The 12,965-nt window shown below is 69.8% G+C and carries 11 protein-coding genes and 1 pseudogene; 4 read left to right on the forward strand and 8 right to left on the reverse strand.

The genetic code is table 11. The annotated features are described in order from the left end of the window. Positions 1 to 72 precede the first annotated feature (72 nt). Positions 73 to 2,544 carry a CBM35 domain-containing protein gene (locus tag JEQ17_RS02755; RefSeq protein ID WP_200393661.1) on the forward strand — a complete coding sequence of 824 codons (2,472 nt, stop codon included), beginning with the start codon at positions 73 to 75 and terminating at the stop codon, positions 2,542 to 2,544. A 135-nt stretch (positions 2,545 to 2,679) separates the two neighbouring features. Here the strand turns inward: JEQ17_RS02755 and JEQ17_RS50445 are convergent, their stop codons facing one another. Further along, on the reverse strand, positions 2,680 to 2,814 hold the full coding sequence (locus JEQ17_RS50445) for a hypothetical protein (RefSeq protein ID WP_267924746.1): 135 nt from the start codon (positions 2,812 to 2,814) through the stop codon (positions 2,680 to 2,682). Between the two features lie 176 nt (positions 2,815 to 2,990). Beyond that, a complete protein-coding gene (locus JEQ17_RS02760; protein WP_200393662.1) occupies positions 2,991 to 3,746 on the reverse strand; it encodes a helix-turn-helix transcriptional regulator in 756 nt (251 codons plus the stop codon). 54 nt (positions 3,747 to 3,800) lie between these two features. On the opposite strand from JEQ17_RS02760, the gene JEQ17_RS02765 reads away from it, so the two are divergent. After that, positions 3,801 to 5,024 (forward strand): MFS transporter, encoded by a 1,224-nt coding sequence (locus JEQ17_RS02765; RefSeq protein WP_200393663.1) that lies wholly within the window; start codon positions 3,801 to 3,803, stop codon positions 5,022 to 5,024. Positions 5,025 to 5,101: 77 nt separating this feature from the next. Here the strand turns inward: JEQ17_RS02765 and JEQ17_RS02770 are convergent. Then, positions 5,102 to 5,350: pseudogene (locus JEQ17_RS02770) on the reverse strand (transposase); the annotation flags it as partial. A 400-nt stretch (positions 5,351 to 5,750) separates the two neighbouring features. Beyond that, positions 5,751 to 5,981, reverse strand: a complete 231-nt coding sequence (locus JEQ17_RS02775; RefSeq protein ID WP_200393665.1) for a hypothetical protein — start codon at positions 5,979 to 5,981, stop codon at positions 5,751 to 5,753. Positions 5,982 to 6,127: 146 nt separating this feature from the next. Here JEQ17_RS02775 and JEQ17_RS02780 point away from each other — a divergent pair, with 146 nt between their 5' ends. Then, a complete protein-coding gene (locus JEQ17_RS02780; protein WP_200393666.1) occupies positions 6,128 to 6,820 on the forward strand; it encodes a response regulator transcription factor in 693 nt (230 codons plus the stop codon). Beyond that, positions 6,817 to 8,268: a HAMP domain-containing sensor histidine kinase gene (locus JEQ17_RS02785; RefSeq protein WP_200393667.1), complete on the forward strand. Its 1,452-nt coding sequence runs from the start codon at positions 6,817 to 6,819 to the stop codon at positions 8,266 to 8,268. The genes JEQ17_RS02780 and JEQ17_RS02785 overlap by 4 nt, the downstream gene beginning before the upstream one ends. A gap of 365 nt (positions 8,269 to 8,633) precedes the next feature. Here the strand turns inward: JEQ17_RS02785 and JEQ17_RS02790 are convergent, their stop codons facing one another. The 4 genes from JEQ17_RS02790 to JEQ17_RS02805 form a co-directional block, all read right to left on the reverse strand. Then, a complete protein-coding gene (locus JEQ17_RS02790; RefSeq protein WP_200393668.1) occupies positions 8,634 to 10,784 on the reverse strand; it encodes an MMPL family transporter in 2,151 nt (716 codons plus the stop codon). A gap of 88 nt (positions 10,785 to 10,872) precedes the next feature. After that, on the reverse strand, positions 10,873 to 11,235 hold the full coding sequence (locus JEQ17_RS02795) for an aromatic-ring hydroxylase C-terminal domain-containing protein (protein ID WP_200393669.1): 363 nt from the start codon (positions 11,233 to 11,235) through the stop codon (positions 10,873 to 10,875). A gap of 333 nt (positions 11,236 to 11,568) precedes the next feature. Further along, positions 11,569 to 11,967 carry a hypothetical protein gene (locus tag JEQ17_RS02800; RefSeq protein ID WP_200393670.1) on the reverse strand — a complete coding sequence of 133 codons (399 nt, stop codon included), beginning with the start codon at positions 11,965 to 11,967 and terminating at the stop codon, positions 11,569 to 11,571. Positions 11,968 to 11,970: 3 nt separating this feature from the next. Continuing rightward, positions 11,971 to 12,813, reverse strand: a complete 843-nt coding sequence (locus JEQ17_RS02805; RefSeq protein ID WP_200393671.1) for a hypothetical protein — start codon at positions 12,811 to 12,813, stop codon at positions 11,971 to 11,973. Positions 12,814 to 12,965: the final 152 nt, after the last annotated feature.

The following is a 12,965-nucleotide window of genomic DNA, read 5'->3' on the forward strand; positions in this document are numbered from 1 at the left end:
ACCCGTTCGGGATCCCGCACCAGGTCCCGTACCAGAACCGCCCTTGTCACAGCCGTACTTGGAGTCACCGCCATGGCAGGCACCCTCCCCGCGGCGGGGACCGCGACCGCCGCCGCCGACCCGCAGCGGGTCACCGTCGACCTCGACGCGTCCGAAGGCCCGGTGATGCACGGCGCCAACGGCACGCTGTACGGGCTCAGCGACGACGGCGTGCCCAGCGACGCCGTGCTGGCACCCTTGAAGATCACCAGCGTCTCGCAGAAGCCGGAGGGCGGCGCCCAGCACCCCAACGGCGACGCCCTCACCGTCTCCAAGTCGTTCTTCCGCAACGGCGGCGGCGAGATCCTGGTGATGATGCAGGACATCTACTCCAAGTGGCCGTACGAGGACCTCGGCATCGCCGACTATCTCCCGAAGGTCGACAAGATCGTGACGGAGGTGTCGGCCGACCCGAACAGCGACCGGTTCGTCTACATCCCGTTCAACGAGCCCGACCAGATCTGGTACAACCTCGGCACTTCCAACCAGGCACAGTACGAGGTCAACCGAGACCGGTTCTTCAAGGACTGGAAGACGGTGTACCAGCGGATCCGCGCGATCGACCCCGACGCCAGGATCGCCGGTCCGAACGAATCCGGCTATCACACACGCCTGTTGAAGGACTTCCTCACCTTCGCGAAGCGCGAGAACGTCCTGCCCCAGATCATGACCTGGCACGAGTTGGACTCCAGCTCACTGAAGAACTTCCAGGGGAACCACGACAGTTACCGCGCGATCGAGCGCGAACTCGGCATCGCACCACTGAAGATCAACATTGACGAGTACGCCAACCGCCGCGACCTGTCCGTTCCGGGCCAACTCGCCCAGTGGGTCTCGATGTTCGAGCGGAACAAGGTGTACGCCAACCAGGCCTACTGGGACGCCGCAGGAAACCTCGACGGCAATGTGGTGCGGTCGAACATCCCCAACGGCGGCTGGTGGTTCTTCCGTTGGTACGCCGGGCTGACCGGCAACACCGTCAAGGTGACCCCGCCGCAGGCCAATACCATCGACACCCTGCAGGGTCTGGCTTCGTACGACAAGAAGCGGCGCCAGGCGCAGGTCCTGCTCGGCGGCTCGGCCGGTGACTCCGATGTCGTCGTCCAGAACGTCTCCCGGTCCGTCTTCGGCCGCACGGTGACCGCGACCGTCGCCGAGTCCGCCTGGTCGGGCTACGAGGGCCAGCACGCGGCGCCGCGTGTCCTCGCACGGACGAAGGTCAAGGTCGCGGCCGACGGTTCGGTGACCGTCCCGCTGCGCGGCATGCACAAGATGTCCGCCTACCGCATCGCCCTCACCCCCGGCGGCTCGGGCACCCCGTCCACCGCTTCCGTCCCGTGGGCCGCCTCGTACGAGGCCGAGGACGCGGCCATCACCGGAGGCCAGGTCTACACCCAGGGCACGGTCAGCAACGCCAACGGCTACGCGGCCTCCGGGACGAAGGACGTCGGCTCGCTCAACACCGCTTCCAGCAAGGTCGACTTCACGGTGACCGTACCCAAGGCCGGCACGTACGACCTGGCGATCCTGTACGGCAACCAGTCCGGGGCACCCGCCACACAGAAGCTCTCGATCGACGGCCAGGACCCGGTCACGGTCTCCTATCCCTCCACCGAGAACTGGACCTACCGCGCCAAGAAGGACGTCACCGTCGAACTCCCGGCGGGCCAACATGTGCTGACGCTGGCCAAGGGCGACGCCGAGGTCACCCTGGACCGCATCGACCTGACCGCCCGTACCGCCGCCGCGCCTTCCGCGTCGTACGAGGCCACGCTGGCGGACATCAGCGGCAAGCCGTCCTACGACTACTCATCGTCGGCCGGGGTAGGCACGGGCGCCCTTGTCCTGCGCTCGGGTGACAAGGCGGTCTTCGACGCCTACGCACCGCGCGACGGCTACTACACGGTGGTGTCACGCGCCTCGGCGGCGGTCAATCTGGAGCTGCACGGTGAGCAGGTGACGGCGGCACCCGGCCGGGCCCTGCGGCTGTACCTCGTGGCGGGCAACAACCGCATCGCGATGACGGCCAAGGCCGCCGCCGTCCGCTCCCTCGACGTCTCGGGCGCCGGCTCGACGTCAGGCACCCTCTCCTACGAGGGCGCAGCGGCCTCCCTGGCGGGCGGCGCGAAGCTCGTCGACTCCACCCACGCCTCCGCCGGTTCCTACATCGGCTGGCTCGGCAACAGCGCTTCCAGCACCGCCGAGTTCACGGTGGACGCGGCCAAGTCCGGCCGCTACATGCTCGTCGTCCACTACGCGCACAACGACCGGCGCGACAACGGCCACTCCTACAACACCGACATCATGTCCCGTACGGCGGACATCACGGTGGGAACCTCCGCTCCCCAGAAGGTCACCTTCAAGAACACCTGGAGCTGGGACGACTACTGGACCGTGGGCGTCCCCGTCGACCTGAAGAAGGGCTCCAACAAGGTCACGTTCGGAAACGCCAGCGCCTGGGCTCCCAACATCGACCGCATCGAACTGGGCCGAGTCATCGACTAGTCGACCAACTCCACGCTGACGGCACACGCCTTGGCCGTAGCGGTGGAAGGGCAGGGAGCAAGCAGGGCGCGCTGGGCCGGATCTCTGCGGAGATCCGGCCCAGCGACATGACCGAGCCGTGCGCAGGGGCGGTTGTCACTGTGGCGGGAGTCGGCGGGGGCAGGCCCAGGCGAAGTGGGCGGGGATGAGCGTGGGCCAGAACCACATGGCTGCTTCCGTGTTGACGACGGCCAGGGGAAGGGAGAGGCCGAAGACCAGAACGCTGGACACGAGTTGGGCGGTGAAGCGTCGGCGGGCCGCGGACGAGGTTCCGACGCCACTGCCCCATCACCGTGGTTCGTCCCGGGAGAGGGTTTCGAACGCACTCCGGGCGAGTTCCCCTTCCAACGGCCGTGGATCCGCTGTGCGGCAGGCCGCGGGGGCGCCCGGTGGGGACGATGGGACAGTCAGCCGGTCCGCTCGCGCGACTGGTGTGTTCCCGGGGTGTGCCCGAAGGTGCGGCGGAAGACATCGATGAACGCGCTGGCGGACGACCAGCCGCACAGATGGGCCACGGCAGTCACGGGGGTGTTCTCGGCCAGCAGGACCAAGGCGTGGTAGAGGCGCAGTTGGGTGCGCCACTGCGGGAACGTCATGCCGAGATCGGCCTTGAAGAGGCGGGAGAGAGTGCGGTCGCCGGCGCCGACTTCCCTTCCCAGTGCGGCCAGGGTGCGGCCGTCGGCTGGATTCGTGCGCAGGATTTCGCACAGCGCGATCAGCGGAGGGGCGGTGGGCGTGGGCAGGTGCAGTGGCTCCTGGGGTGATGCCCTCAGCTGGTCGAGCAGCACAGCCCGCAGCCGCCCGCGTTCGGCGCTGTCGTCGTGCGGGGTGCGGGTGTAGGCGAGGATCAGTTCCCGCAGGAGGGCACCGACGGTCAGCACGGTCGGCTCGTCCAGACCGAGCGGGTTGTCACTCGCAGGCAGACCGACCAGGTGCAGTTCGAGTTCACCGTGGGCCTGGTGGGCGTGCACGGTGCCGGACGGTACCCAGATGGCGCGATTGCCCGGCGCGATCCATGAGCCGGTGCTGGTGGTCACGGCCAGCACTCCCCGGCCCGCGTAGACGATCTGGTGGTCGTCGTGGCGGTGGGCATCGATGGCGGCTCCGGGGGCCAGCCACTGAGTGCGGGTCGGCGCCACGGGCTCGTGGCGGATTTCTGTCATTGGTTGGCAGTTTATCGGAAGCGCGACATGCCGCCCGGCGATGACCATGGCGATGTGTCAAGGAAGAAATCAATCACTCTGCTGTCGGTCGGCCATGCCTGTGTGGACATCTACCAGGGCGCGGTCGCCTCTCTCGTGCCCTTCTTCGTCGCCGAGCGCGCCTACAGCTACGCCGCAGTCTCGGGCATCGTGCTCGCCGCGTCCGTGCTGTCCTCGGTGGCCCAACCGGTGTTCGGTCTGCTCACCGACCGCTGGGCGATGCCCTGGATCCTGCCGGTGAGCACGATCCTCGGCGGACTGGGGATCGCCCTGAGCGGCCTGAGCGGTTCCTACCCACTGACCCTGCTCTTCGTGGCCGTGTCAGGCGTCGGAGTCGCCGCCTACCACCCCGAATCAGCCCGCGTCGCCCGGCTCGTCAGCGAAGGCAGCCACACCGCGATGGGCTGGTTCTCCGTCGGCGGCAACCTCGGCTTCGCCGCCGCACCGCTCATGGTCACCGTCGTCGCCACCGGCGGCCTGCGCCTATCGCCACTGCTCGTACTCCCGGCCCTCGCCGGCAGCGTGCTGTGCTTGCCCGTTCTGCGCGCACTGCACGCACTGCAGAAGAAGACTGCATCCGACGGCTCCGGCAGCCGAGCCGCAGCGGGCGTCGACGACAAGGCGTCATTCGTGAAACTGTCGCTGGCCGTGGTCTTCCGGTCCATCGTCTTCGTCGGCCTGAGCACGTTCATCTCGCTCTACGCCCAGCAGCGTGTGGGAGGCGGCACCACAGCGGGCACCGTGGCGTTGTTCGTGCTCTACAGCGGCGGTGCGGTGGGCTCGGTGCTGGGTGGCAGCCTGGCCAACCGCTGGGACCGGGTCACCGTCGCCCGCTGGTCCTACCTCCTCACGATCGTCGCCGTCGCCGGAACGGTGTTCATCCCCGGCCCGGCGTTCTACGCGTTCGTGGCGCTGACCTCCATCGGCCTGTACGTCCCCTTCTCCCTGCACGTCACCCTCGGCCAGGACTACCTGCCCACGCGCGTCGGCACCGCGAGCGGCGTCACTCTGGGACTGACCGTCAGCATCGGCGGCCTGGCCAGCCCCCTCATCGGCGGCATCGCCGACGCGACTTCCCTGCGTACCGCTCTGACACCTCTGATCCTGATGCCCTTTCTGAGCTGGCTGCTGTTCCGCACCCTGCCCGAACCCACCACACCCAAGCCCGCGACGACGGCGCGGCAGAGCCGTGAAAGCACGGAGGCCGAGCTCGCTCCCGTACGCAACCATCACCGGTGACCAGCCTGCACGTCCGGCGACCGGACGTGCAGTCACCTGGCGGCGTGAACGACCGGTCGATGACGTCGTCGCAACGGCTACCAACTCCGCGCCGCGTCGAGCACCACCAGGCCCGGGTCCGCCTTCCGACGCGCCATCTCCCCCATCTGCCGGCCCAACAGACCGTGAATGGTCTGACCGATGCCGTCGTCACACCAGGTGCAGAAGTAGTACTTCACCGCGCCGGGCGGCGGAAAGTCGTGCGGGAGCAGCTCCCACTGACAACCGGTCCGGCCCTGGTAGAGCAGCGCGTTGACGATCTCCCGCATCTCGTACCGGCCCCGACGGCCGCTGACCGGCCGGGATGCCGCGCCGCCACACGTTCAGGCGAGGACAAAACTCCTATGCACTCTCACTCCGCCCTCCCAGACCTCCGGGTGTCCGCCGGCGCGCCGGCGGAGGAAGGATTCGCGGGCCCGGATCACCCGGCGGCGCACCGGTGGGATCCGCAGCAGCAGGGACGGGACGAACACCATCAACTGCCCGGATTCCTCGGGGCAACCCGGCAGCGAGGAACGCCTGGCCGGCCACCCCGACGCGCCAGCCGTCGGGGGACATCCTGGCGACGAGGACCAAGTCCAGGGCGGCGAGGGCGAGTCCACAATCCGAGGTCCCGCGCCCGGATCTGGTGCCAACGCCAGCCGGTGACCGTGGTGACCGGCGTGATCGCGAACGTCACGGCGAGACTCAGCGACGCGGCATTCCGAGTACGCCGGCGGCGTTCTGCTTCAGCGTGGCCACGGCGCCGTCGTCGCCGGTGAGCGCAGCGGCCGGCAGCACGGTCACCAGGAGCACCGGGCTCAATGGCAGCAGCCGCAGGATGATGAGGGTTGGGCGCGGGAGCCACCTGAGGACGCCGAGCGCCCATGACCGCCGCGGAGGATCTGCTGTCCGGTTGCAGGGTGCGATGCCGGTCATCTGGTCCTCCCCTGCATGAGCCGAGGTAGGTTCCATTTCTTAGGCACCCGTAAGAGCGCGGTCCCCAGCGACGCTCTAATGCTGGCCTCAGGTTGATCGGGGACAATGAGCGGCAAAAACATCGACTGGATAGGGGGCGGGCCGGCGTGCGGATCATGATCGCGGATGATGACGTGGCCATCCGTGAGGGGCTGGAGCGAGTGCTCCAGGTAGAGGGTTACGACACCAGCACCGTCGCCAACGGGTTCGCCGTGCTCGACGGGGTCGGTGGGGCCGGCGGTGACACGCTGGATCTGCTGCTCCTCGACGTGATGATGCCCCGCCTCGGCGGGCTGGAGACCTGCCGGCGGTTGCGGGCCGCGGGTCGGGATCTGCCGGTGCTGATGCTGACCGCCCGTGACCAGGTCTCCGACCGGGTCGCGGGGCTGGATGCGGGCGCCGACGACTACCTGCCCAAGCCGTTCGCCACCGAGGAGTTGCTGGCCCGGGTGCGGGCCCTGCTGCGCCGGCGCACGCCGACCGACGAGGAGTCGCAGATCCTGTCGTTCGCCGACGTCCGGCTCGATCCCGACAGGTTCGAGGCGTGGCGGGGCGAGCGGTCGCTGCGCCTGACCCGGACCGAGTTCTCCCTCCTGCAGGTCCTCATGTGCAACGCGACCCGGGTCGTGACCCGCGACGCGCTGTTCGAGGCGATCTGGGGCTTCGGCATGAGCTCCACAGCCAACAACCTCCAGGTATACGTGAGCTACCTGCGCCGCAAGATGGAGGCCGAGGGTGAGCCGCGACTGATCTACACGCTGCGCGGCCTGGGATACACGTTGCGGGAGACTCCTCCGTGAGCAGGCCCGCCGGCCGGGAACCGCGCCGGCTGACCCGATGGTGGCGCCGGCGGTCCCTGCGGACCAGGCTGACGGTGATCGCGGCGACGGCCATCGCGGTCAGCGTGTTCGCGTCCTTCCAGGTGGCCAGCGAGCTACTGGCCTGGGAGCTGCGGGACACCACCGAGAATCAGCTACGCGCCGACTCCCGCGTCCTGGCGACGAACGCGGAGCGCGCCGGTCCGGCGCAGGTCCAGCTACCGCCGTATCCCGGATCCGGTCGGCTGGTGCGGGTCATCCTGCCCGACGGCTCGACCCGGACGCCGGCCGGCCAACCCGCGCTGCCCCCGGTCAGCGAGCACGCCGGGCGCGTGGCGCAGGGCGCGTCGGCCGACCTGATGGAGTCGAACGACAGCGACGAAGACGGCTACCTCATCTACACGCTGCGGGCGGGCGACGGCGCGGTCCAGGTGGCCGTCGTCGCCGACGACAGCCCGATCAACCAGTTCGGGTTCGGCATGCTGCTGATCGGGCTGCTCTGCGTGGTCGGCGGCGCCCTTGTCGGGCGGACCGTGGCGCGGACCGGGCTGGCACCGATCGACCGGCTGACCGCCGCCGCGGTACGTGTCGCGCACACCCGGGATCTCGACGCCGACATCCCGGATGAGGGCGGTGGGGAGATCCGGCGGCTGATCCAGTCGATCAACGACATGCTCGCCGCGCTCCGGGACTCCCGGCTGGCCCAGCGGCTGCTCGCCGAGGACGCCGCCCACGAGCTCAAGACCCCGCTCACCAGCCTGCGCCTCAACGTCGAGCTGCTGATCCGGCTCGATCGGCGCGGCACCCTGCACAGCGCACTGCCGGCGGAGAGCCGGACCCGGCTGCTCAACGATCTCGGCGCCCAGGTGACCGAGTTGAGCACCCTTGCCGCCGAGCTGACCGACCTGGCGCGCGGTGACGTCAGCGACGAGAGCACCGAGGTGCTCGACTTCGCCGACGTGGTGGTGGCCGCCGCGACCCGGGCGGGTTCCCGCGCGCCCGACATCGAGGTCGCGCTCGACGTGACCTCCATGTGGGTGAGCGGGCGTCCCGCTGCGCTCGAGCGGGCGGTGCTCAACCTCATCGACAACGCCGGCAAGTGGTCCCCCGCGGACCAGCCGGTCCAGGTCCGGCTCCGCGCCGAGGGCGCGTCGGCGGTGCTTGAGGTCGACGACGCCGGGCCGGGCATCGACGCCGCCGACGTACCGCGGGTGTTCGACCGGTTCTACCGTGCCGACAGCGCCCGCGCGTTGCCGGGATCCGGTCTGGGGCTGTCGATCGTGCAGCGGGTCGTCGACGCCCACGGCGGCCGGGCCACCGTCGCCCGCTCCGCACGCGGTGGCGCGCTGCTTCGGGTCGACCTTCCGGCCGCGGCCCCGCCCGCCCCGATCGCGCGGCTCACCGCCGGGGAGGACACCTCGGTGCGCTGACCCGCCCCAGCGGCGTGGCGCAGGACAAGGGACGGCGGCCCTCGGGCATGGCCCCGCGCGGCTCACCGCCGGGGCAGGACACCGCGATGCGCAGACCCCAGCCCCGGCCGCACGGCGCAGGACCAAGGGCGGCGACCGTCGGGCAATGGCCCGCGCGGCCCACCACCGGGCAGGACACGGTGCCCCAGCCCCAGCCCCGGCCGCGCGGCGCAGGACAAGCGGCCCACCACCGGGCAGGACACCGCCATGCGCCGACCCCAGCCCCGGCGCGTGGCGCAGGATCAAAGGGCGGCGGCCGTCGGGCCCATGAAAAAGATCCGGGACGGGCCTGGGGCCCGTCCCGGATCTCGTCCGTGCCGCCGCGCTCACCGTTGCAGCGCGGGCTCCTCGTCGTTGGCGAGCGTCTGTTGACGGTCCGGCAGCTCCGCCGCTGGACCGGACAGCCGGCTCGGCCACCACATCCGCTTGCCGATCAGCAAGGTGAGGGCGGGCACCAGGACCGACCGCACCAGCAGGGCGTCGAGCAGCACGCCGAAGGCGACCAGGAACCCGACCTCGACCAGCATCACCAGCGGAAGTGTGGCGAGGACCGCGAACGTGGCCGCCAGGACCAGGCCTGCCGAGGTGATGACGCCACCGGTGGCCGAGAGGGCTTTGAGCATGCCCTCTCTGGTGCCGAGACGCACGGTCTCCTCCCGGGCCCGGCTGGCCAGGAAGATGTTGTAGTCGACGCCGAGCGCCACCAGGAACAGGAATGCCAGCAGCGGCACCGAAGAGTCGATGCCCTTGAACCCGAGAACCGTGTCGAAGAAGAACACGCTGCCACCGAAGGCCGCGGCGAATGAGATGACCACAGTGGTCATCAGGACCAGCGGGGCCAGGATCGCGCGCAGCAGCAGCCCGAGGATGATCAGGACGACGACGAGCACCAGCGGGATCACCAGCTTCTCGTCGCGCACGGTGGTCACCTCGGTGTCGAGGTTCTCCGCACTCGGCCCGCCGACGATCGCCTCAGCCCCGCTCACCGCGTGCACGGCGGTGCGCACCCGCTTGATCGTGTCGTACTCCGCGGCGGTGTCCGGCGCGTCCTTCGGGGTCACGGAGATGTTGGCCCAGCCACCGCTGGTCTGCTCCGGGACGGCCTCGGCCACACCGCGAGTGTCCTTGACGACGTCGAGCACCCGCTCCTGGTGCTCCGGCCGCGTGAAGATCGTCATCGGCTGGCCGCCGAGCTCCGGGAAGTGCTGGCGGAGAACGGTGAAGCCGTTGACCGACTCCGGCGTGGACAGGAACTGGTCCTGCTCCCGCAGGGCGCCGGTGTTGCCCGCCAGCCCGAGGGCGAGCACGCCGAGGACTCCGAGCGAGCCGAGCGTCGCCACCCACCGGCGGCGGCTGATGGCGGTGCCGAGCCGTCCCCACAGCCCCGGCTTCTCCTCCACGGCCGTGCTGAACCGCGGGACGGCCGGCCAGAAGACCCGCCTGCCGAGCACCACGAGCACCGCCGGGAACAGCGTCAGCATGGCCACAAGGGCGCACAGGATGCCGGCCGCACCGATCGGGCCCAGCCCGCTGGTGCTGTTCAGGTCCGCGACGAGCAGGCAGAGCAGGCCGGCGACCACGGTGGCCGCGGACGCGACGATGGCCGGCGCCGCGCCGCGCAGCGCGTGGACCATCGCGACCCGGACGTCCTCATGGTGGTGCAGTGCCTCCCGATATCGAGCGATGAGCAACAGCGCGTAGTCCGTGCCGACGCCGAACACCAGGATCGTCAGCAGCGCCGAGTTCTGGTCGTTGACCACGATGCCGAAGCCCTTGACGAGCAGGTAGACGGTGCCCATCGAGGTCAGTGCGGCCGCGCCGACGGCCACCAGCGGGATGATCCACAACACCGGGCTGCGGTAGGTGAGGATGAGCAGGAGCGTGACGACGATCATGGTGGTGAGGAGGACCTGCGTGTCGATGCCGTCGAAGACGGCATCCATGTCGCCGTCGATCGCGGCCGGGCCGGTCACGTCGAGTTCCAGGCCGGAGGGGCGGTCCTTCGCGGCGTCGCGTACCGGGCCGACGAGGTCCTCCGGTGGGCCGTAGGACGTGTTCACATCGAGGGTGAACACCATCGCCTCGCGGTCGGTGGAGCGGCTCATCGGTGAGCCCTCGTCGTCCTCGCCGGCCGCCGCCGTCCCCTTCGGCGGATACCGCTTGGTAAGGGTGTCGTAGTGGCGCTCGACCGTCGCGCGGTCGGCGTCGGTCATGCCGCCGTCGCGGTGGTACACGAAGACGAACGTGTTGTCCTCACCACCGGGGAGCTTGTCGTCCAGCGCCGCCACCTTGGTGGACTCGGCACTGGCCGGCAGGGTGTCCACGGCACTGTCGGTGGTGACCGAGCTCAACTTTCCACTCAGCGGCACCATGCCCACCGCCAGCACCAGCCACAAGCCAATCACCAACCATGGCACCCACCGGCCTGCCAACCGACCGGCCGGCGCTGCCCCGGACGGCGCTGCGTTGACTGCCATCACTAGCCTCCTACATACGGGTTTTGCATCGCTTAACTGGACGCCTACTTCCTACCGAGCGAACCTGAGACGACTGTTAGGACGGAGCTCAGGCCGGTTGGCCGAACCATGTGCCCAGCGCACGCGCCAGCGTGGTGGCGTCGAGGTCCTGCCCGGTGGGCAAGGCCCGGGCGACACAGCCGTCGGGCCGGATGAGCAACGCGTCGACGTCCACCCGGTCCGTGCGGGCGGTGACGGTGTCGACCCGTCCGATCCACACGGCCGCGGCGTCGCGGACCTCCGCGCGGTCGACGAGGTCCAGCAGGAGCCCACACCCCTCACGCAGCAGGTCCGCCGACCGGGTCACCGCGGTGACGACATCCGGGTCGGGCCGCTCCGGCGTCGACTTCATGTCCGGGCACAGGGTGCCGACGAGCCGGTGGTCATCGCCCAGGTCGTACCGGACGTCCATGCCGGCGAGCATGTCGGCGACCTACCGGTGGGCGTCGTCGAGGTCCATCAGGTCGGAGAACATCTCCCACAGCGCCCTCGTCTGCGGGTCAGGTCGCATCACGGCGAGCTGGGCCCGGGTGTTCTGCAGCAGGCGTGCCGCGACCGGATGCCGTTCGGTGGTGTACGTGTCGAGGATGTCCTCGCCGACCCAGCCTCAGGGACCTCGCCGAACTCAGGATCGCCGCCGCCGGGGACTCTGCTCAACGGACCGTCCCCGCGAACACCAGCCACAGGGCCGCCGCGACAACCATCCCGCCCAACCAGCCGACGGCGCGGCTGGTGTAGACGTTCTTCAGGGCGGTGATCCTCGCGATGGCGTGCGCGGTCGCCCATGCTTGGGCCGCCAGCCGCTCGCTGTCGGCACCGTCGTGGTCCGCCGCGTCCAGGGAGAACCTATTCGGCTCCGAGTGCCGCCCCGTACGCGGCCGGATACCTGCACCAGCAGGTATCCGGACACAATGAAGGTGAGCGTATAGGCGAGGGACGCCAGCCAGAACAGTGCGGCCGGTAGGTCGGTCGGCGCCGGAGCGCCGACCGACGCGATCTGCGCGGACACCACTGCCGCGAGCCCCACGTGCACCGTGACCAGGGTCCCCGCCTTGGTATCCGCCTGCTGCGTGACCTGCTGGAACAACGCCATCGCGGCAACCGCCGCCGCCAACTCCCGCGCAGCCGGGTCATGTTCGGCCATTACTCAGTGCCCGCCCTGGTGGAAGTGGTGGCCGAGGTCGTGGTAGTAGGCAGGGTCGTGGTATCCCGGATCGTCGTGATGGGGGTCGGGGTGGTACGAGTCGGGATTGTAGGGATCCTGGTGGTACGGGTCGCCGTGATATGGAGCAGGAGGATGCACCTCGGCATGCTGCGCGTCGGCGTACTGCACGTCCTGATGGTGCGGACCCGTGTCAAGGGAATCGGGATGGTGCAGGTCCCCAGGATGCGGGGCGGTGTGATGCACGTCAGCGTGATGCGGGCCCGGGAGCCAGGGAGTTCCGCAGTGCCCGTTCCCGTGATGGCCGCTCCCCAGGTGGGCACTCCCGTGGTGGGAGCTTGGCTGCTGGCGTCCCGTGTGGTGGCCGTCTGTGCTATCGCCGTCGCGCGCGTCCATCTCGTCCGGGCCGCCGAAGTCCCCGTCCCCGCCCCCGTACGAGACGCCGGTGTCAGGGCCTGTCAGTGCCCACTCCCGCAGCGTCTGACCGTGCGAAACCACCGCTGCCGCCACGTGAGCGACACCCAGCGCCGGTACGACGAACTCGCGCATCGCCGTATGGGCCGGCGAATGTCCCCAGATCACCGGCTCCGGCCGGGAATCCCGGACGGGAGCCGAGGGCGGCACATGCAGCCAGGCACCGCAGGCGAAGTTTTTCTTCACGACGGCCACGTCGATCCGGTGGAACCCGGCGGCCAGACCGCGCCCGTCGGGCAGGATCACGTCCCGGTACATCTCGTCCGGCACGGCCAGCGCCAAGTCGCTGCCCTCTTCGATTTCGAGGGCGTCGCGCAGTCCGTCCGAGTCGACGAGCCGGTTGACCAGCACCACGGAATCGCCCAGGTAACCGCGGTCGGCCCGGGAGACCGACCCCAGCGCGAGAGCGTCCCGAATCCGGCCTCAGCCCCTCCCACACACCTCCTGCGGACCCCTGCCTCAACGCCAGACCATCACATCCGCGCAGGTCAGAGCGATTCGAACTG

The organism is Streptomyces liliifuscus (genome assembly GCF_016598615.1).
GTDB lineage: Bacteria > Actinomycetota > Actinomycetes > Streptomycetales > Streptomycetaceae > Streptomyces > Streptomyces liliifuscus.

Bases quoted from the DNA above. Each gene is read 5' to 3' on its own strand.
- JEQ17_RS02760 (WP_200393662.1), bottom strand. From the start codon at position 3,746: ATGACAGAAATCCGCCACGAGCCCGTGGCGCCGACCCGCACTCAGTGG.
- JEQ17_RS02755 (WP_200393661.1), top strand. From the start codon at position 73: ATGGCAGGCACCCTCCCCGCGGCGGGGACCGCGACCGCCGCCGCCGAC.
- JEQ17_RS02790 (WP_200393668.1), bottom strand. From the start codon at position 10,784: ATGGCAGTCAACGCAGCGCCGTCCGGGGCAGCGCCGGCCGGTCGGTTG.
- JEQ17_RS02800 (WP_200393670.1), bottom strand. From the start codon at position 11,967: ATGGCCGAACATGACCCGGCTGCGCGGGAGTTGGCGGCGGCGGTTGCC.
- JEQ17_RS02775 (WP_200393665.1), bottom strand. From the start codon at position 5,981: ATGACCGGCATCGCACCCTGCAACCGGACAGCAGATCCTCCGCGGCGG.
- JEQ17_RS02795 (WP_200393669.1), bottom strand. From the start codon at position 11,235: ATGGACGTCCGGTACGACCTGGGCGATGACCACCGGCTCGTCGGCACC.